The sequence below is a fragment of the Streptomyces humidus genome (genome assembly GCF_014649655.1).
Lineage (GTDB): Bacteria > Actinomycetota > Actinomycetes > Streptomycetales > Streptomycetaceae > Streptomyces > Streptomyces humidus.
In genome coordinates this window covers 69,849-88,622 of record NZ_BMTL01000036.1, presented here as the reverse complement: position 1 = coordinate 88,622, position 18,774 = coordinate 69,849, and the positions used below count along the sequence as shown (strand labels likewise).

Below are 18,774 nucleotides of genomic sequence, written 5' to 3'. Positions count from 1 at the left end.
ACGGGAACCAGGGGGTCTCTCGCGGCCGGTGGCACCGCGTCAGCGGTCGGTGACCTTCTCCAGCAACGCGCGGGCGGCGAGCCGATAGCCCGTGGCGCCCAGTCCGAAGATCACTCCGCTGGCGAGCGGTCCGGTGACCGACTGGTGCCGGAACTGCTCGCGGGCCCAGACATTGGAGAGGTGGACCTCGATCCAGGGGCGCGGATAGTCGGCCAGCGCGTCCCTCAGTCCCCAGCCGGCCATCATCAGGGCCGCGGGATTGACGATCGCTCCGACCGAGTCGTAGTTGCCCTGGATGGTGCGGATCATCTCCGCCTCACCGTCGTGCTGGAACGCTTCCACTTTCCAGCCGCGGTCCGCCACTTCTTCGGCGACCCATCCTTCGATATCCGCGAGTGTGTCCGTTCCGTAGATATCGGGCTGACGACTACCTAGTATGCCGAGATTCGGCCCGTTCACCAACAGAAGCCTGCTCAATGCGCACCCTTTGTCTGCACGGAACCATCGGGAAGTGCTTTTTATAGCACGGCCATTGACAGGCAAACACCGCTCCTCGGTATGCCTGCAATCACAAGGGGGAACATAGGGGGGTCACCAGGGGAATGACGCCTCGCCGATCACTGGGTTAGCGTGCTAATCGCGACGACCGACCCCGCCCGACAGCGGCTGCCGATCTGCCCCGCCGGGCCCGCGGACCGCGCCGAGGTCGTGTTCCGAGCGCCGGCGTCCGTGTGAACACCCGCCTCCTGAGGGGTGGTTCCGTGTCGTGACCTCCGTGGCGTTCGCTGCGGCAGTATTCGCATGCGCGTAGACCGAAGGAGCAAGGAACAGCATGAGCAGTGGTGTGCGACTGGGCTCAGACCTTCCGGCGTGGCCGCAGTACGACGACGCGGAGCGGACCGGCCTCATACGTGCGCTGGAGCAGGGTCAGTGGTGGCGCATGGGCGGTGGCGAGGTCGACGCCTTCGAGCGGGAGTTCGCCGAGTACCACGGGAGCGAGCACGCACTGGCCGTCACCAACGGCACACACGCCCTCGAACTGGCTCTGGAGGTCATGGGCGTCGGCCCCGGCACCGAGGTGATCGTGCCGGCCTTCACCTTCATCTCCTCGTCCCAGGCCGCTCAGCGCCTCGGCGCGGTCGTGGTGCCGGTGGACGTGGACCCGGAGACGTACTGCATCGATCCGGCCGAGGCCGCCAGAGCCGTCTCCGCGAAGACCCGCGCCATCATGCCCGTGCACATGGCCGGCCAGTTCGCCGACATGGACGCCCTCGACAAGGTCGCCGCCGAGTCCGGTGTGCCGCTGATCCAGGACGCGGCCCACGCACAGGGCGCCACCTGGAACGGCCATCGGGTCGGTGAGCTGGGCTCGGTCGCCGCGTTCTCCTTCCAGAACGGCAAGCTGATGACGGCGGGCGAGGGCGGCGCCGTGCTGTTCCCGACCGCCGAGATGGCGGAGCACGCCTTCGTCCGGCACAGCTGCGGACGCCCCCGCGGCGACCGCGGCTACTTCCACCGCACCTCGGGCTCCAACTTCCGGCTCAACGAGTTCTCCGCCTCTGTGCTGCGCGCCCAGCTCGCACGCCTGGACGGGCAGATCGGCACGCGTGAGGAACGATGGCCGCTGCTGTCGTCGCTGCTCGCCGAGATCCCTGGCGTGCTGCCGCAGCGGATGGACCCCCGGGCCGACCGCAACCCGCACTACATGGCCATGTTCCGGGTCCCCGGCATCACCGAGGAACGGCGCGCGCAGGTGGTCGACACGCTCGTCGAGCGAGGTGTCCCCGCGTTCGTGGCGTTCCGCTCGATCTACCGCACGGACGCCTTCTGGGAGATGGGCGCGCCGGACCTGTCGGTGGACGAACTGGCCCGGCGCTGCCCCAACTCCGAGGCGCTGACGTCCGACTGCCTGTGGCTGCACCACCGGACGCTGCTCGGGACCGAGGAGCAGATGCACGAGGTCGCCGCCGTCATAGCCGACGTCCTCGGCTCATGACCGCGGCGAACCACGACGGCCGGCCGGTCCGCACCGCTGTGGTGGGACTCGGCTGGGCGGCTCGCTCCATCTGGCTGCCGCGGCTGCGCCGTCATCCCGGCTTCGTCGTGAACGCGGCGATCGACCCCGACCCGGCCTCGCGCGCGGCCGTCGCCGCGGAGTTCCCGGACACCCCGGTCCTGGCGGCCGTGCACGACGCGGACCTCGCGCAGGTGGACCTGGCCGTCGTGGCCGTCCCCAACCACCTGCACTGCGAGATCGCCGGCGGCCTGCTCCACAAGGGCATCCCGGTCTTCCTCGAGAAACCGGTGTGCCTGACGTCGGCGGAGGCCGAGCAGTTGGCCGAAGCCGAACGCGTCGGCGGTGCACGTCTCCTGGCGGGCAGCGCCGCACGGCACCGCGCCGACGTGCGGTCCCTGCTCGCGAGCGCCGGCGACCTGGGCACGATCCGTCACGTCGAGCTGTCCTGGGTGCGCGCCCGGGGCGTGCCGGACGCGGGCGGCTGGTTCACCCGGCGCCGGCTGTCCGGGGGCGGCGCTCTGGTGGATCTCGGCTGGCATCTGTTCGACATCGCCACGCCGGTGCTGGGCTCCGCGAACTTCACGCAGGTCACCGGCGCGGTCTCGGGCGACTTCATCGAGCGGGACTCCGCACGGGTCTCCTGGCGCGCCGGGAAGGCCGAGGACGGTCAGGACGGCGAGCGGGCCGACGCCGGTGTCATCGACGTCGAGGACACCGCCCGCGCGTTCCTCGTCACCGACCACGGTGTCTCCCTGTCGCTGCACGCGAGTTGGGCCTCGCACGAGGAGCGCGACATCACCCGCGTCCGGATCGACGGCAGCGCGGGCAGTGCGACCCTGCGATGCACGTTCGGCTTCAGCCCCAACCGCCTGGAGCACCCGGAGCTGACCCGCACCGACGACGGCCGGACCCGCGGGATCCCGGTGCCCGAAGAGCCCCTGGGCACCGAGTACGACCGGCAGCTCGACGAGCTGCTCGCCCAGCTGCGGGACCCGGCCGGTCCGGGCCGGGCCATCGAGGAGGCGCGCCGCACCATCGGCGCCATCGAGCGGATCTACTCCTCGGCCCGCGCCGCGCAGGAGCGACCCCGGTCGCGCCGGGCGTGACCGGCACGACCACCGGTTCGGCCGGGACTCGTACCGCGGCGGCAGCGGTCCCACGCCCGAAGCCGCCGCCCCACGAAGGAGAGCACCGCAGCGCCATGGACAGTCTTGGAACCAGCCAAGGCCCCGCCACCCCCGGCATCCGGGACGACGGGGCGCAGCCGCCGGCCGCGGTCGTCTTCGACCTCGACGGGGTGCTCGTCAACAGCTTCGCCGTGATGCGCCAGGCGTTCACCACCGCCTACGCCGAGGTGGTGGGGGCCGGCGAGCCCCCGTTCGAGGAGTACGAGCGCCATCTGGGCCGCTACTTCCCCGACATCATGCGGATCATGGGGCTGCCGCTGGAGATGGAGGAACCGTTCGTCCGTGAGAGCTACCGGCTCGCTCACCTGGTCCCGGTCTTCGACGGCGTGCCGGAGATGCTCAGGGATCTGCGGGCGCGCGGCATCGGGCTCGCCGTCGCCACCGGCAAGAGCGGACCGCGGGCCCGTTCGCTCCTCGAACAGCTCGGGCTGCTGGACCTGTTCACCGTCGTGATCGGCTCCGACGAGGTGGAACGCCCCAAGCCGGCCCCCGACATCGTGCTCAAGGCGCTGAGCGTGCTCGGCTGCGAACCCTCGCGGACGATCATGGTCGGCGACGCGGTCACCGACCTCACCAGCGCGCGGGGCGCCGGCGTCGCCGCCGTGGCCGCGCTGTGGGGGGAGACCGACGAGGAGACCCTCCTCGCGGAAAGTCCCGACGCCGTGCTGCGCTCCCCCTCGGAACTGCTCGAGGTGTGCGTCGGCAGATCCCGCACGCCCTGAACCCGGGCGACATGCTCCGCTCCGTCGGGGGCCGCCCGGCTCGCAGACATCGATCAGGGGGAAGCAGGCGATCCCCCGGGGGACGGGGGTCGATGGACGGAGAACACGAACAGGAACATGCGCGAGGCCGGCATCCCTGTCGGGCTGTCCTGGCGCGGTGGTTCCGGACGCCGAGGATCACCGTTTCCGAGAAACCGACGGAGGGATATCCGGTGACCTTCACCGGGCTGTGCGGTCCACAGCCCTTTCCCTGCCTTCCACGGCGCCCACGGAAGGCCGTCGAAGGGTCTTCGAGATTCATCCTCCAACGATCGCAGTCATATCCCGACCGATATTTCACCGGAGATCCGACGTGGGAAAAGCCGTGACCGACATGCGTAAGCCGGCCCTGCAACAACCCGAGTGGGACGACCCGTCACAGGTCCGGCGCATCCGGGAGGTACTGGCCGCGCGTCCGCCGCTGGTCGAGGCGGAGGACGTGCGCGTGCTGCGGACGCTGCTGGCCCAGGTGGCCCGCGGCGAGGCCCTGGTGGTGCAGGCCGGGGACTGCGCCGAGAACCCGGGTGAGTGCGACGCCGAGTACGTGTCGCGCAAGTCCGCGGTGCTCGACCTGCTCGCCGCGACGCTGACGACGGCCGCCCACAAGCCGGTCGTGCGGGTCGGACGCATCGCGGGCCAGTTCGCCAAGCCCCGCTCCAGGCCGCACGAACGGATCGGCGACCTTGAACTGCCCGTCTACCGGGGCCACATGGTCAACGGCCCGGAACTCGACCGGGAAAGCCGGCGGCACGATCCGCTGCGCCTGCTGACCTCGTACATGACGGCCGGCGACGTCATGGAGCACCTGGGCTGGCGCGGCCGCACGGTCCCGGGCCGACGGCCCCCGGCCGAACCCCGGCTGTGGACGAGCCACGAGGCGCTGGTCCTCGACTACGAAATGCCCCTGATCCGTGAGCTGGACGACGGGCGCCGCTGGCTCGGGTCCACCCACTGGCCGTGGATCGGCGAGCGGACCCGTCAACTGGACGGCGCCCACCTGGACCTCGTCGCCGGCATCGTCAACCCGGTCGCCGTGAAGGTCGGTCCGGCCACCACCGCGGAGGAGATCACCCTCCTGTGCGAACGCCTCGATCCGCTGCGGGAACCGGGCCGGCTCACCCTCATCGCGCGGATGGGCGCCGAGACGGTCACCGACCGGCTGCCGGCGCTCGTGGAGGCGGTCCGGGTCGCCGGCCATCCGGTGATCTGGCTCAGCGACCCCATGCACGGGAACACCGTCGTCGGCCCGGACGGGCACAAGACGCGCTTGCTGGAAACCATGGCACGGGAGATACGGGGCTTCCTCCGGGCCGTGACCGACGTCGGCGGCACGGCCGGCGGACTGCACCTGGAGACCACCCCCGACGACGTCCTCGAATGTGCCGCGGACGTCTCCGTGTACGAGGGGAGGACCGTCCGGCGCACCAGCCTGTGCGACCCGCGGCTCAATCCGGAGCAGGCCGTCTCGCTGGTGTCCGCCTGGTCCGACGTCGACGTCCGGCCCGCCGCTCCCCCGGACGGGTCACGGGTGGCCCGGGACGCGCGGGCGATCCCGGGCAGCCGGTCACTGCCCTCCGCTCCGGATCATCAGGAGTTCGAGAACCGCAACCACGCCGCGTCGCGGCTCAACAAGACGTAGGGCGTGGTCCAGGAACGTCCTGCCACTGGGCTGAAACATGTTCTCCCGTTCGAACTTCTGACGTCACGAGGTCGGCGTCCGACTTTCCGGTGTGCGTGTGCCCGACGTTTCGGCGTCGGTGTGCCGTGAGGATTCGGGCCGTCTTCTTCTCCTGTCCCGGCCGCCATCCCACAGTCAGGGAGCAGTAGGACCCATGCACCTTCTCGTCGAGGGAATTCAGCACCGCGTCACCGGTGAGATTCCTGTCCCCAGCTCGAAATACCACGCGCACCGCGCGCTGATCCTGGCCTCGCTCGCCGACGGCGTCAGCCGCGTCCACGGGCTGTCCGACGCGCGTCATGTCGAGTACACCGTGCGCCTGCTGCGCGATCTCGGTGTGCACATCGCCAGGGACGGTGACACCTACGTGGTGCATGGACTCGGCGGGCGGTACAGGCCCCGCCGGGACGCGGTCTCCGCCGGCAGCTCCGGCACGACGCTGTACTTCATGATCGGTCTGGCCTCGCTGTCGGACCGTGCCGTGTCGGTGACCGGGCAGAAGTACTTCAGGCGGAGGCCGGTCGGCCCCCTGCTGCGCGCCCTCGAGCAGATGGGCGTCCGGCTGGAGTCGGCCGACGGCTGCCCGCCCGTGCATGTCCAGGGCCGCAGACCCACGGGCGGCCACGTCACGGTCGCGGGAACCCTGTCCCAGTGGGTCTCGGGCCTGATCCTGCTGGCCCCGTTCGCGACGCGGCACACCACCGTGGAGGTGGAGGGCGAACTCAACGAACGCCCCTACCTGGAACTCACCGTGGCGATGATGCGGCAGTTCGGCCTCGACGTGACCGTCTCCGAGGACTGGCGGCGCTTCGACATCGAGCCCGGCCAGCAGGCGCGCAACGTCGAGCTGACGCTGCCGCCGGACATCGGCTCGGCCGCTTTCGGCATCGCGACCGCGGCGCTGCACCCCGCTGACGTGCTGCTGCGCGGGATCACCACGCTGGAGGGCGGCCCGGCCGATCACCCCGAGTTCCACTTCCTCGACGTCGCACGCTCCATGGGCGTACCGATGGAGATGGACGGGGCGGCCGGCGGACTCCGCATCCGGCAGGACGCGCCGCGGCTCACCGCGGTCGACGTCGACTGCCGCGACATCCCCGACATGCTGCCGATCCTGGCGACTCTCGCCACGTTCGCGCGCGGCGAGTCGGTCTTCCGCAACATCGCGCACACCCGGCTCAAGGAGTCCGACCGGGCCGCCGCCATGCTCCAGCTCAACTCGATGGGCGGCCGTCTGGCACTGTCGGACGACGCGCTGCGGGTACGGGGCGTGGACGGCCTGGACGGCGCCAGGCTGTCCTCGTTCAACGACCACCGCGTCCTGATGTCGCTCGCGGTGGCGTCGTCGCGGGCGCGGGGCCGTTCGACGCTGACCTACCCGAACGCCTACCGCATCTCGTACCCGACGTTCCTCGACGCGATGAACACGCTCACCGTGCCCATGTCGGTGGAGGACGGCTCGGCCCCCGCCGGTGACGGTGCGGTCTCCGGCGTCTCCGTGACGACGCCGGAGGCCGTGTGCCCGGAGGCCGCCTCGCGGGTCACGCTGCCGCAGTGGCTGCGCCGGAGGGCCGAGGCCCGGCCCCAGGACACAGCCGTCGTGGACGTGCGCTCCGACGGCGACGAGATGATCACCTGGAGCGAGCTGGCCGAGCGGGTGGACCGTGCAGCGGCCCTGCTGCTGCGGCTCGGGGTACGGCCGGGCGAGAACGTGGCGTACCAGCTGCCGAACCGTGTCGAGTTCGTGGTGCTGTCGCTGGCGGCCCTGCGCGTCGGGGCCGTGTGCTGCCCGGTCATCCCGTTCTTCCGCAAGCGCGAGCTCGGTTTCGTCCTGCGACGCTCCCGGGCACGGGTGCTGGTCGTGGCGGACCGGCACCGCTCGCGCCTGCCCGCCGAGGAGGTGATGGACCTGGTCGCCGAGGACGGCTCGGACGTGAACCTGGAGCATGTGGTGGTCCTGGCCGCCGCCGGCGGCTCCGCCCTGCTGCCCGAGTCCCCCGCGGGCGGGCCGGCCGTGCACGACTGGGGGCAGGCGCTGTCGGCGGCGACGGTCGACCGCGTGGCGCTCGACGCCCTCGCACCGACACCGGAGATGACGGCGCAGCTGCTCTTCACCTCGGGCACCACCAGCGAGCCGAAGGGCGTCACGCAGCCCACGCGCAACCTGGTGCGGGCCGCCGCGATGGAGATCGGGCATCTCGGGCTCGGTGAGCGGGACGCGGTCTGGGTGCCGTCGCCGCTCGCTCACCAGACGGGCTTCCTGTACGGGATGGTGCTCGCCCTGGTGCTGGGCGTGCCGCAGATCCTGCAGCCCGAGTGGGACGCCAAGCGAGCACTGCGGTCGCTCAACGACCACCGTGCGACGTTCGTGCAGGCCGCGACGCCGTTCCTGTCCGACCTGGTGAAAGCCGTGGAGGAGAGCGGCGAGACGCCACAGCACCTGCGGGTCTTCGTGGCGACGGGGGCCATGGTGCCGCGGGCTCTTGCGGAGCGGGCAGGGCGGGTGCTGAGCGCGGACGTGTGCGGGGCCTTCGGCACGACGGAGACCTGCCTGGGCGCGTTGTCGACGCCCGGCGACGAGCCCCGGCAGCGCTGGGGTTCCGACGGCCGCGCGCTGGACGGCATCGAGCTGCGGATCACCGACGACGAAGGACTGGTGCTGCCCGCGGGCAAGGAGGGCAACTTCGAGCTGCGCTCCCCCACGGTCTTCGACGGTTACCTCGGGCGCCCCGACCTGACGTCCCAGGCGTTCACCGCGGACGGCTGGTACCGCACGGGTGATCTGGCGACGATCGACACCGAGGGTTTCCTGCGGATCACCGGGCGGGTCAAGGACGTGATCAACCGCGGCGGGGAGAAGATACCCGTCGCCGAGATCGAGCAGCTGCTGTTCGGACACCCCGCCGTCGAGGACGTCGCGGTGGTGGCCATGCCGGACGAGCGCCTCGGCGAGCGCGCCTGCGCCTTCGTGGTCCCCGCGGACGGCACGGAGCTGACCTTCCAGGAGATGCGGCGTCACCTCGACGGACACGAGGTGGCCAAACAGTACTGGCCGGAGCGCCTGGAGCTGATCGACGCCCTGCCGCGCAACCCCATCGGCAAGGTGACGAAGTGGGAACTGCGGGCGCTGGCCCGTGGTCTGCGGCCCCACGACGAGGACGCCGGCTGACGCGCGACGGACAGCGGACCGGAACGACGGAACAGGGAAAGAGGTGGCACATGACGGACGAGCAGCAGTTCCGAGAGCTGCGTGACCGGGTCGAACAGTGGGTGGAGGGGCCGGGCGAGCGGTGGGCCGAGCGCATCGAGGAGACCGGGCAGGTGCCCGAGGAGCTGTGGGCCGAGCTGAACGGCCTGGGGTTCCTGCGGACAGCGGCTCCCGAGGAGTACGGCGGCCAGGGCCTCGGCTTCGTGCGCTGGATGGAGCTGATGGAGATCTTCTCCCGTTCGCACGGATCCGTGCGCATGATCGTGCACGTGGTCAACGGGATCTGGCGGGCGATGGACGGCCACGCGGACGACGAGCAGCGCAAGCGCTTCGTCATCCCCTCCGTCACCGGTGAGATCAAGATCGCCTTCACCCTCACCGAACCGGGCAACGGCACCGGCGCGGACATCACCACGTCGGTGGTGCGCGAGGGCGACACGTACTACCTCTCGGGACGCAAGCACCTGATCACCTTCGGGGTGCGCTGCGACTACTACCTGCTGGCCGCCAGGGTCGAGGGCAGCACCGGGCACGAGGGCACGGTGGCCCTGCTGGTGCCGCGCGACGCCCCGGGAGTCACGGTCGAGGACACCTCCGACACCATGGGAGTCAGGGGTACCGACCACGCGTCGCTGACCTTCGACCGCACCCCGGTGCCGGTCGACCACCGGCTCGGCGCGGAGGGCCAGGGGCTGGAGGTGTTCCTCGGGGGCTTCCTCACCCCGTCCCGGATCTCCGTGGCGATGAGCTGCGTAGGGCTCGCCCAGCGCGCCCAGCAGCTGGCCGTCGAGTACGCCCGCGCCCGTGTGACCTTCGGCAGGACGCTCACCCAGCGCCAGGTCATCCAGTTCATGCTCGCCGAGAACGCGGCGGACATCGAGGCGGCACGGCAGCTCGTCCTGCACGCGGCGCGCCGCTTCGAGGAAGGGGCGGACGACGCGTCCATGCAGTCGTCGATGGCGAAGATGCACGCGGTGACGATGCTGACGAACGTCACCGACAAGGCCCTCCAGGTGCACGGCGGGCTCGGTTACTGGAAGTCGCAGAAGATCGAGCGCGTGTACCGCGACGCGCGTGCGCAGCGCTTCGAGGAAGGCACCAACGAGGTGCAGAAGGCCGTCGTCTTCCGCGAGTTGCTCCAGCGCACGACGTCCCGGGACGGAGAGGGAACGATCCGATGAACAGCGCGCACCGTCAGCAGACGCCCGACCGCGAGCAGGTCTCGCTGATCACCGGGGCCTCACGCGGCATCGGCCGCGCTCTGGCCCTCACCCTCGCCGGACGCGGTGGCACCGTGGTCGTCAACTACAAGAAGAACGCCGACCTGGCCCAGAAGACCGTCGCCGAGGTCGAGGAGGCCGGTGGTCAGGGCTTCGCGGTCCAGGCGGACGTCGAGACCACCGAGGGCGTCGCGACGCTGTTCGACGAGGTGGCGCGGCGCTGCGGGCGGCTCGACCACTTCGTCTCCAACGCCGCGGCGAGCGCGTTCAAGAACATCGTCGACATCGGCCCGCACCACCTGGACCGCTCGTACGCGATGAACCTGCGGCCGTTCGTCCTGGGGGCGCAGCAGGCCGTGAAACTGATGGACAACGGCGGCCGGATCGTCGCGCTGTCCTCCTACGGTTCCGTCCGTGCCTACCCCACCTACGCGATGCTGGGCGGCATGAAGGCCGCCATCGAGTCGTGGGTGCGGTACATGGCGGTGGAGTTCGCGCCGTACGGCATCAACGTCAACGGGGTCAACGGCGGCCTGATCGACTCCGATTCGCTGGAGTTCTTCTACAACGTGGAAGGCATGCCGTCCATGCGGGGCGTCCTCGACCGCATTCCCGCGCGCCGTCCCGGAACCGTGCGGGAGATGGCCGACACCATCGCCTTCCTGCTCGGCGAGGGGGCAGGCTACATCACCGGGCAGACCCTCGTGGTCGACGGCGGGCTCAGCGTGGTCGCGCCGCCGTTCTTCGCGGACGCGGGCGAGGCGCTGGCGCTGCCGCCCCGGCCGACGCGCGACGTCTGACCGAGACTACCGAGAAGAGGGACGGCAGGTGTTGGACCAGGTCTTCAGGCCCTGTGTGATCGGTGGCCTGACAGTGCCGCACCGCATCGTCATGGGCGCCATGCACCTGAATCTGGAGGCCCTGGACGACGGTGGCGCGGCCCTGGCCGCGTTCTACACGGAGCGCGTGCGGGGCGGGGCCGGCCTGATCGTCACCGGCGGCTCCGCGGTGGCCCCGGCGGGTTCCGGCGGCCCCGGTTACGGCGTGCTCGACGACGAGAAGCACCGCTCGGCGCTGCGTCTGGCAGCGCGCGCGGTGCACGAGGCCGGGGGTCTCATCGCCCTTCAGCTCTTCCACGCCGGGCGGTACGCGCTGCCCGGCGCCCCCGGGGCGGTGGGCGCCGCGCCCCTCGCGCCGTCCGCCGTGTACAGCCGGTTCTCCCGCACCGTGCCACGGACGATGACGGAGGAACAGATCACCGGGACCGTCGCCGCCTTCGCCCGGGGAGCGGAGAGGGCGCGCGAGCTGGGCTTCGACGCGGTCGAGGTGATGGGTTCCGAGGGCTATCTGATCAATCAGTTCACCGCGCCCCTCACCAATCGGCGCGACGACGCCTGGGGCGGTGACGCCGGGCGGCGCCGTCGCTTCCCCGTCGAGGTGCTGCGGGCCGTACGAGCCGCGGCGGGACCGGGCTTCCCGGTGCTCTTCCGGATGTCGGGCGCCGACCTCGTGGACGACGGCACCCCGTGGGAGGAGACGTCCGCGCTCGCCGTGGAGCTCGCCGGGGCCGGCGCCGACGCGCTCGCGGTGGGCGTCGGCTGGCACGAGTCCCCGGTGCCGACCGTGCAGGCGCAGGTGCCGGCGGGCACCTGGGCCGTGTACGCCGAGCGGGTCAAGCGGGCGCTGCGGGCGGCGGGTCACGGCGCGGTGCCCGTCATCGCCTCCAACCGCTTCAACCGGCTGGCGCAGGCCGAGCAGGCGCTGGCCGGGGGTGACGTCGATCTGGTGGCCATGGCCCGCCCGTTCCTCGCCGACCCGGCCATCGTCGACAAGTCCCGAAGGGGGGCGAGCGCGTCGGTGGACCTCTGCATCGCCTGCAACGAGGCGTGCATCGACCGGTCCTTCGGCACCGAGAGGGTGTCCTGCCTGGTCAATCCGCGGGCGGGCCACGAGCGTGAGTTCCCGGCCCGGTCTTCTCCCGCGCGGCGGGGCAGGTACGCCGTGATCGGCGCGGGTCTCGCGGGGCTGGAGGCGGCCCGCACCCTGGCCGGACTGGGGCACGAGGTCGAGGTCTACGAGGCGGCCGACGAGCCGGGCGGCCAGTTCCGGCTGGCCGCCCGGGTGCCGGGCAAGGCGGACTTCGCGGCGACGGTACGACAGCGGGAGCAGGAACTCGACCGGCTGGGCGTGCCCGTGTACCTGGGGCACCGCATCGGTGTCCGGGACGTGCCCGCCCTGCGCGCCATGGACGGAGTGGTCCTCGCCACCGGGGTCCGCCCGCACCGGCCGGACCTTCCCGGCGTCGACCTGCCGCATGTCCTCGACTACGCCCGGGCGTTCGCCGACCCCGCAGCCCTCGGTCCGTGTGTCGCCGTCATCGGCGGCGGCGGAATCGCGGTGGATCTGGCGCACCTCCTCACCGGTGACTCCTCCCCCGGCCCGACGCCGGAGGAGTTTCTGGCCTCCCGCGCCATGACCGCACCGCCGGGAGCCGTGCCGGTGTCACGGACCACCGCCGCCCCGGCCGGTGGGTCCCGTCAGCTCACCGTGATGCGGCGCGGCGGAAGGATCGGGGCCGGCATCGGCCCGTCCACCCGGTGGGTGGTCATGGAGGAACTGCGTGCTCGCGGAGTACGCCTGCTCACCGACGTCACGTACGAGGAGATCACCCAGGGCGGCGTGGTGGTCGTCGACAAGGGAGGGGAACGGCGGTTGGTCGCCGCCGACCATGTCGTCCTCGCCACCGGCCAGGAGAGCCGGCGGGAGGTGGCCGCCGTGCTCCGCCGGGCCGAGATCCCCTTCGAGTCCGCGGGCGGCGCCGCCGACGCCCGGTCGCTCAACGCGGTGCGGGCCACCGCGCAAGGACTGCGCGCCGCGCACCGCATCGTGCGACGGGCCGAGTCGCCGGGGACGGGACGGACCAGGTAGTGCGTGATCCGGAGTCCTCGGTCGATTCGGCCGGTGCGGGGCGCGGCGCTGTCGGGCCGGGCGGCTCAGCCCGGTCCGCTGCTCAGACAGCCCGGCAGACTCTGGCGGTTCTTGACGGCCAGCTTGCGGTAGACCCTGGTCAGATGCTGCTCGACGGTACTGGGCGTGACGAACAGCTTCTCCGCGATCTCCCGGTTGGTGTACCCCATGACCGCCATGGAGGCGATCCTGCGCTCGGAGTTGGTCAGCGAGGCCACGGCCGTCGCCCTCTCCCCGTTCTGCGCCGGGCCCCCCTCACCGTTCGTGTCCGGCAGCAGCTCCTTGCACAGGGGTTCCGCATGACACAGATGCGCCACTCTCCAGGCACGGCGGATGATCACCCGGGCCCGGCGGTGCTTGCCGAGCGCGTGGTAGGCCCGGCCGAGGTCGGACAGCGTCCTGGCCAGTTCGTAGGAACGGCCTTCCGCCTCGAGGGTGTCGGCGGCCTCGCTCAGCAGGCGCGGGCGCTGGCCCGGCGAACTGAACACGGCCATCAGCCGCAGGGCGAGCGCCCGGCTCACGGTGTCCTCCGGACCGGGGAGGGCCAGCTGGTCCTTCACGAGGCGCTTGGCCTGGTCGCGGTTGCCCTGCAGCAGCCACGCCTCGGCCGCGCTGGTCCGCCAGGGCACGATGCCGGGCAGGTCCATGCCCCACTTTCCCATGAGTTCACCGCAGGAGAGGAAGTCCCCGAGCGCCGCGCGGGTGCGGTTCATGGCCAGGTAATAGTGCCCCCGTGCATACAGGTAGTGCAGTCCGTACCGGCTCTGGAACATCTCGTCGGGGATGCCGCGGGTGACGAGCGCCGTGGCCTCGTCGTACTCCCCCATGCGGGTGTGGGCCAGGATCAGGGTGCCCAGCGGCAGGCCGGCGGCGGTGCCCCAGCCCTGGACGGACACGTGTTCCAGGGCGGACGCGCCGCGATTCACCGCTTCCCTGAGATCGCCCCGTCGCAGCCGGATCTCAGCGTCGGCGGCGTCCAGGATGCCCTGCCACATCGGGGAAGGGCGCCCGTTCCGGCGTTCGTCCAGACTCCGGCAGCGATTGGCCGCATCGCTCAGCCGGCCGCTGTAGACCAGCGACAGCAACGCGAGGAGGGTCGCCTCCTCGGCCCAGGGAGCGGTGTGGTTGAGGTCGAGCTGACCGAGGACGTGCGAGGCCCACTCCTGCATCTCTCCGCTGCGCCTGCGGACCAGGCCGCCGGAGAGCGCGCCGATCGACTGCAGCCAGAAGGCCCGGCCCCGGGTGGCGGGCGCGCCCTCGGGGCCGGTGGTCACCGGTCCGCTCTGCACCCGTCCCGCGAGCGGCGGATACGTGCAGGCCAGCCACACCTCCAGGTCGTGCAGGTCGGCCGGCTGCGCCCGCGTGTCGGGCGGGGGCGCGATTCCCGCGGACGGCAGACGGGCCGCCCGCCTGCGGAGCAGCGCGAGGATGTCGGCGGCCTCCTGGGTACGGTGCAGCCACAGCAGTTGTCGCACGAGCAGCATCGTCTCGTGGAGGTCCAGCTGGTCGCTGCGGACCGCCTCGGTGAGCGCGATCAGGTGCCGCAGCGACGCCGAGGGGTTGAGCTGCCATTCAGCCTGGGCGAGCCTGGCCCGGATCGCCCACCGGTCGCGCTCGTTCGTGCACGCCCCCTGGGCCGAGTTCAGGTACCGCAGAGCACGTTGCACGGCACCGTGCAGCAGCGCCTCCGAAGACGCCTCCAGCAGCACGCGCAGCGCCCAGGGCTCCGGGACCTGACCGGCCTCGGCCAGGTGATGGGCGGTGTCGGCCACCGGGGCGCCCTGGTTGTACAGCAGTCGCGCGGCCCGGTGGTGCAGTTGCGCACGGTCCGCGGCGGGCAGGTCGTCCAGCACGGTGCGCGCGGCCAGGACGTGCCGGAACCGGCCGTCGCTGAGCAGCCCGGCTTCGGTCATGGTGCGCAGCGCCCGCTCGACGGTGCCCGTGTCCGCGTCGACCAGTGCTCCGAGTGCGTCGGACGAGGCCTCGTCGCCGTAGACCGCCATGGCGCGAGCCACCCGCAGTGTGTCGGGTTGACTGCGGTGCAGGCAGTTCAACAGGGCGCGTCCGTATCCCTGTTGCCGGACCTCGCCGCCGAGCTGCTCGTCGTGGATCAGGGCGTCGAGCAGCCGGGGGTTGCCACCGCTGTAGGCGATGAAGGCGTCGCTCAGTTCCCGGGCCGCTCCTCCTCCGAGCCGTCGGCCGATCAGGGTGCGCACGGCCTGCGGGGAGAGGGGTGCGAGCCGGACGGACATGACGCTGGCATGGCGCAGGAGTTCGGCATGGAACGGGGAGTGGGTCCCGCTCGACTCGGCCAGTTCGGTGAGCACCATCAGGACCGGCGCGGAGCTCAGTCGCCGGACCAGATACAGCAGGGACTGCTGCGACGGCATGTCCATGTGGTCGATGTCGTCCACGCACACCACGACCGGTGTCGTGGCGGCCAGTTCCGTGACCGGCAGGAAGAGGTCGTAGAGGATCTCGGCCCTGTTGCGCTCCACGGCCCGGTCCATGCTCTCGGCCCGGGTCGACGCCATGAGCCCGCGCAGTACCGGGGAGATGCGTCTGCGCAGTTCCACGGGGAGCGACGGGCTGTCGAACAGCTGGCTGAGCGCTCCGAACGGCAGCTCCCGCTCCGCGGCGGAGCAGACGGCTTTGAGGACGATGGCCTCGGCGGTCTGGGCGCACTGCGCCACCTCGCGCAGGAACTCCGTCTTGCCCGCTCCCACGGTCCCCTCCAGCAGGATCACCTGCCCGCCCGCCGACTGCGGGGAGGCCAGCCAGGTCCGGACGTCGGCGAGTCGCTTCTCACGTTCCATCAGCACGCTTCCCGATGCCTCGTGCGGACGGGAACCGAAGAGCCGCCCGGCGGCAGTTCCCGAGTCATTCCTACCCCTGAGTCACATCGGGACTGCCGCCATTCCGCCCCGCCGGAGCGGACATCACATAAGGAGCTCATGCATCTTCCCTGAAATCCGTTCACACAGTTTCAGGTGCCACGCTAACCCGCTCAACAACCCTTTCCGCGGTGTCGTATTCAAGACAGGAGCCTTTTCGGACAGCGCCCCACGGGCGTCGTCTGCTCATAAGGGAACCGTGCGGTAAAACTTTGGGGCAGAGAAACATGCCCCCACCGCCACGGCCGGATGGCACCGACGACCCCCGCCAAGGACCTCTGGGCGCAACATCGCCGACTCGTGACCGAGACACGCGATGAATAGGGTTCAGGCAGCCCGGGTTCGCCTTCGAGGTCACTCCGAGCCCGGTCCGAGGAACCAGATCACACCATCCGGACATTCGGAGCGGACGTGGGCGACCGGACGCATCGGACGGAACCCGCCGGGGCGGCGCCGGCAGTGCGGCCGACCAGGGAACCGGCGCTCAGGGCTGCCGATCCGCGGGCCCGGCGGGAGGGGACGGCCGGTCGGGGTACGGGGAGCTGCCGTGGCGGGGCGGGCCGTGGTCACCGCCTCCGCGGGCCTGCGGAGTCCGCCGGCTTCTGTCGGTGAGGCCCGCCGAAGGCCTCTGTGCGACGGGCCGGCGCCCGCAGCACGGCTTACCGGTGGTGAACTCGCCACCGGAAAGCTCGAATGACACGGGACGGGCTCCGCTTCGGGGGTTGCGTTTACGCCCGGCCGGTTCGGACTCGCGGTAAGGTACTGATCCTGGACTCACCTCTCAAGTCCTCGCCGAAACGCGAACGCAGGCCGTCACCGCTCGGTCCCGTCTCGGCAGTCCAGCAGACAAGTCAGCCGCCTGAACCACGTGTTACCGCGCGTCACTCCGCCGTCACGGCTCCGCATTCCGCGACGAACTGCCGAATCTCCCGAATAACCTGCTGTGCGCGGGAATTGAGGGAGAAGTGCCCGCCGCCGTAAAGGTGAAAGGCGGCTTCCTTCGTCATGTGCCCGGCCCGGGCCGGCGGCATCCCGGCGTCGACCGTGCCCCCTGTGCCCCTCGTCCGGGACGACTGCCGCATCACCGGCCGGATCATCGCCCATGCCCAGGGCCTCGCCGGCACCGCCTCGGACCAGCCTGCTCGGCGCCTGCTCGCCGACAGCGAGGGTCGCCGCCTGCACGGCGGCGACCCAGGTCTGTCGGAGATGTCTTCACCAACGGGTGGGGAAGGCCACGCCGTGCGCCTTCATCGATTCACCCGCTTCGGTCGCGGCAGGTCCCCTCAGGTGCGGGTCCAGCGCTGGCTGCTGCTGTTCGAGCAGGAGGAGATCTGCATCAGGGTGCCGTTGGCGGTGCCGCCCGCGACGGTGTCGAGGCAGAGACCGGACTGGACGCCGACGATGGATCCGCTGGAGTCGAGACGCCATTTCTGGTTGTCGCCGCCCCAGCAGCTGTAGATCTGGACCTTGGTCCCGCTGCCGGTGCCGGCGGCGTCCAGGCACTTGTTGCCGTAGACCCTGAGCTCACCGGCGGCGGTGTACGTCCACTGCTGGTTCGTACCGCCGTGGCAGTCCCACAGCTGGAGCTGAGTGCCGTCGTTGGTGCTGGAACCGGGCACGTCGAGGCAGCGGCCGGAACCGACGCCCTTGACCGCTCCGGAATCCGAAGGGGGCGTGGAGGTGCCGCCGTTGAGTGCGTTGAGGACGGAGGTGTAGGCGGGCTTCTTGCTGCCGTCGCCGTTGAACAGCAGCGGCGTGTCCCCCGATCGCCAGGAGTCGGTGTCGCGAACCCCCCAGACGGTGATGCCGAGGCAGCGCGAGACGGCCAGGCAGTCGTTGGTCACGTTGGCGTAGGTCGTGCCCGAGGCGCCCTGGATGTCGAGTTCGGTGATGGCCACGTCGACGCCGAGGGCGGCGAAGCTCTGCAGGGTGGTGCGGAAGTTGCTGTTGTAGGGGCTGCCGCTGTTGAAGTGCGACTGGAAGCCGACGCAGTCGATCGGCACGCCGCGCTGCTTGAAGTCCCGGACCATGTTGTACACGCCCTGGGTCTTGGCCCAGGTCCAGTTCTCGATGTTGTAGTCGTTGTAGCAGAGCTTGGCCGCCGGGTCGGCGGCGCGCGCGGTACGGAAGGCCACCTCGATCCAGTCGTTGCCGGTGCGTTGCAGGTTGGAGTCCCGCCGGCCTCCTGAACCGTCGTCGAAGGCCTCGTTCACGACGTCCCACTGGACGATCTTGCCCTTGTAGTGGGCCATCACGCCGTTGATGTGGTCGATCATCGCCTGACGCAGCGAGCTGCCGCTGAGGCTCTGCATCCAGCCGGGCTGCTGGGAGTGCCAGGCCAGCGTGTGGCCGCGCACCTGCTTGCCGTTCTGCACCGCCCAGTTGTAGACGCGGTCGCCGCCGGAGAAGTTGAACTGACCTCGCTGCGGTTCGGTCGCGTCGATCTTCATCTCGTTCTCGGGCGTCACCATGTTGAACTCGCGGCCCGCGATCGTCGTGTACGCCGAGTCGCCCAGCCTGCCCGAGGCGATGGCGGTGCCGAAGTAGCGGCCGCTCTGCGCCGCCGCGGCGCCGAGCGTGCCCTCGGCCGCGTGCGCGGCCGGCGGCGCGACCAGTGCGGAGACCGTACCGAGGACGCCGACGACCAGCGCGAACAGCAGGCCGCGGACCCTCCGGCGGATAACGGGTCCAGGAAGGGCATAGGAGCCCATGAGTGTGCCTCCAAGGTAGAAATCACGGAAGGACTGAAGCGCGGGGGAACGTGTCTTTCGCTCCCACCCGGCCGACGGACGGGGCGGGCCGGAACCCGGGCGGCACGCGATCACCGGACACCGCGTCACGG

General features: G+C 71.0%; 11 protein-coding genes. 8 read left to right on the top strand and 3 right to left on the bottom strand.

The annotated features are described in order from the left end of the window. Nucleotides 1–39: 39 nt before the first annotated feature. Nucleotides 40–477, bottom strand: a complete 438-nt coding sequence (locus tag IE239_RS33390; RefSeq protein ID WP_190153210.1) for a type II 3-dehydroquinate dehydratase — start codon at nucleotides 475–477, stop codon at nucleotides 40–42. Nucleotides 478–832: 355 nt separating this feature from the next. Here IE239_RS33390 and IE239_RS33385 point away from each other — a divergent pair, with 355 nt between their 5' ends. The 8 genes from IE239_RS33385 to IE239_RS33350 all read left to right on the top strand — a co-directional run bounded on the left by IE239_RS33385 (nucleotide 833) and on the right by IE239_RS33350 (nucleotide 12,999). Continuing rightward, nucleotides 833–1,996, top strand: coding sequence for a DegT/DnrJ/EryC1/StrS family aminotransferase (locus IE239_RS33385; protein WP_190153209.1), 1,164 nt, complete (start codon nucleotides 833–835; stop codon nucleotides 1,994–1,996). Next, on the top strand, nucleotides 1,993–3,123 hold the full coding sequence (locus tag IE239_RS33380; RefSeq protein ID WP_190153208.1) for a Gfo/Idh/MocA family protein: 1,131 nt from the start codon (nucleotides 1,993–1,995) through the stop codon (nucleotides 3,121–3,123). The genes IE239_RS33385 and IE239_RS33380 overlap by 4 nt, the downstream gene beginning before the upstream one ends. 95 nt (nucleotides 3,124–3,218) lie before the next feature. Continuing rightward, nucleotides 3,219–3,926, top strand: a complete 708-nt coding sequence (locus tag IE239_RS33375) for an HAD-IA family hydrolase (RefSeq protein WP_190153207.1) — start codon at nucleotides 3,219–3,221, stop codon at nucleotides 3,924–3,926. 352 nt (nucleotides 3,927–4,278) lie between these two features. After that, the gene (locus IE239_RS33370) at nucleotides 4,279–5,604 is read left to right on the top strand and encodes a 3-deoxy-7-phosphoheptulonate synthase (RefSeq protein WP_308435443.1); all 1,326 of its coding nucleotides are present in this window, start codon (nucleotides 4,279–4,281) and stop codon (nucleotides 5,602–5,604) included. Between the two features lie 193 nt (nucleotides 5,605–5,797). Next, on the top strand, nucleotides 5,798–8,812 hold the full coding sequence (gene aroA / locus IE239_RS33365; RefSeq protein ID WP_190153206.1) for a 3-phosphoshikimate 1-carboxyvinyltransferase: 3,015 nt from the start codon (nucleotides 5,798–5,800) through the stop codon (nucleotides 8,810–8,812). A gap of 50 nt (nucleotides 8,813–8,862) precedes the next feature. Beyond that, on the top strand, nucleotides 8,863–10,032 hold the full coding sequence (locus IE239_RS33360) for an acyl-CoA dehydrogenase family protein (protein ID WP_190153205.1): 1,170 nt from the start codon (nucleotides 8,863–8,865) through the stop codon (nucleotides 10,030–10,032). Then, the gene (gene chcA / locus IE239_RS33355; protein ID WP_190153204.1) at nucleotides 10,029–10,871 is read left to right on the top strand and encodes a 1-cyclohexenylcarbonyl-CoA reductase; all 843 of its coding nucleotides are present in this window, start codon (nucleotides 10,029–10,031) and stop codon (nucleotides 10,869–10,871) included. The genes IE239_RS33360 and chcA overlap by 4 nt, the downstream gene beginning before the upstream one ends. A 28-nt stretch (nucleotides 10,872–10,899) precedes the next feature. Then, the gene (locus tag IE239_RS33350) at nucleotides 10,900–12,999 is read left to right on the top strand and encodes an oxidoreductase (protein ID WP_190153203.1); all 2,100 of its coding nucleotides are present in this window, start codon (nucleotides 10,900–10,902) and stop codon (nucleotides 12,997–12,999) included. A 65-nt stretch (nucleotides 13,000–13,064) separates the two neighbouring features. Here IE239_RS33350 and IE239_RS33345 read toward each other — a convergent pair whose 3' ends face one another. After that, nucleotides 13,065–15,854: a helix-turn-helix transcriptional regulator gene (locus IE239_RS33345; RefSeq protein WP_190153202.1), complete on the bottom strand. Its 2,790-nt coding sequence runs from the start codon at nucleotides 15,852–15,854 to the stop codon at nucleotides 13,065–13,067. A 1,361-nt stretch (nucleotides 15,855–17,215) separates the two neighbouring features. After that, entirely contained in the window at nucleotides 17,216–18,643 is a 1,428-nt protein-coding gene (locus IE239_RS33340) for an endo-1,4-beta-xylanase (protein ID WP_190153201.1), read from the bottom strand. Nucleotides 18,644–18,774 lie beyond the last annotated feature (131 nt).

Excerpts from the sequence above, each read along its gene's own strand:
- chcA (WP_190153204.1), top strand. The coding sequence starts at position 10,029 with ATGAACAGCGCGCACCGTCAGCAGACGCCCGACCGCGAGCAGGTCTCG.
- IE239_RS33345 (WP_190153202.1), bottom strand. The coding sequence starts at position 15,854 with ATGGAACGTGAGAAGCGACTCGCCGACGTCCGGACCTGGCTGGCCTCC.
- IE239_RS33385 (WP_190153209.1), top strand. The coding sequence starts at position 833 with ATGAGCAGTGGTGTGCGACTGGGCTCAGACCTTCCGGCGTGGCCGCAG.
- IE239_RS33360 (WP_190153205.1), top strand. The coding sequence starts at position 8,863 with ATGACGGACGAGCAGCAGTTCCGAGAGCTGCGTGACCGGGTCGAACAG.
- aroA (WP_190153206.1), top strand. The coding sequence starts at position 5,798 with ATGCACCTTCTCGTCGAGGGAATTCAGCACCGCGTCACCGGTGAGATT.
- IE239_RS33375 (WP_190153207.1), top strand. The coding sequence starts at position 3,219 with ATGGACAGTCTTGGAACCAGCCAAGGCCCCGCCACCCCCGGCATCCGG.
- IE239_RS33380 (WP_190153208.1), top strand. The coding sequence starts at position 1,993 with ATGACCGCGGCGAACCACGACGGCCGGCCGGTCCGCACCGCTGTGGTG.
- IE239_RS33340 (WP_190153201.1), bottom strand. The coding sequence starts at position 18,643 with ATGGGCTCCTATGCCCTTCCTGGACCCGTTATCCGCCGGAGGGTCCGC.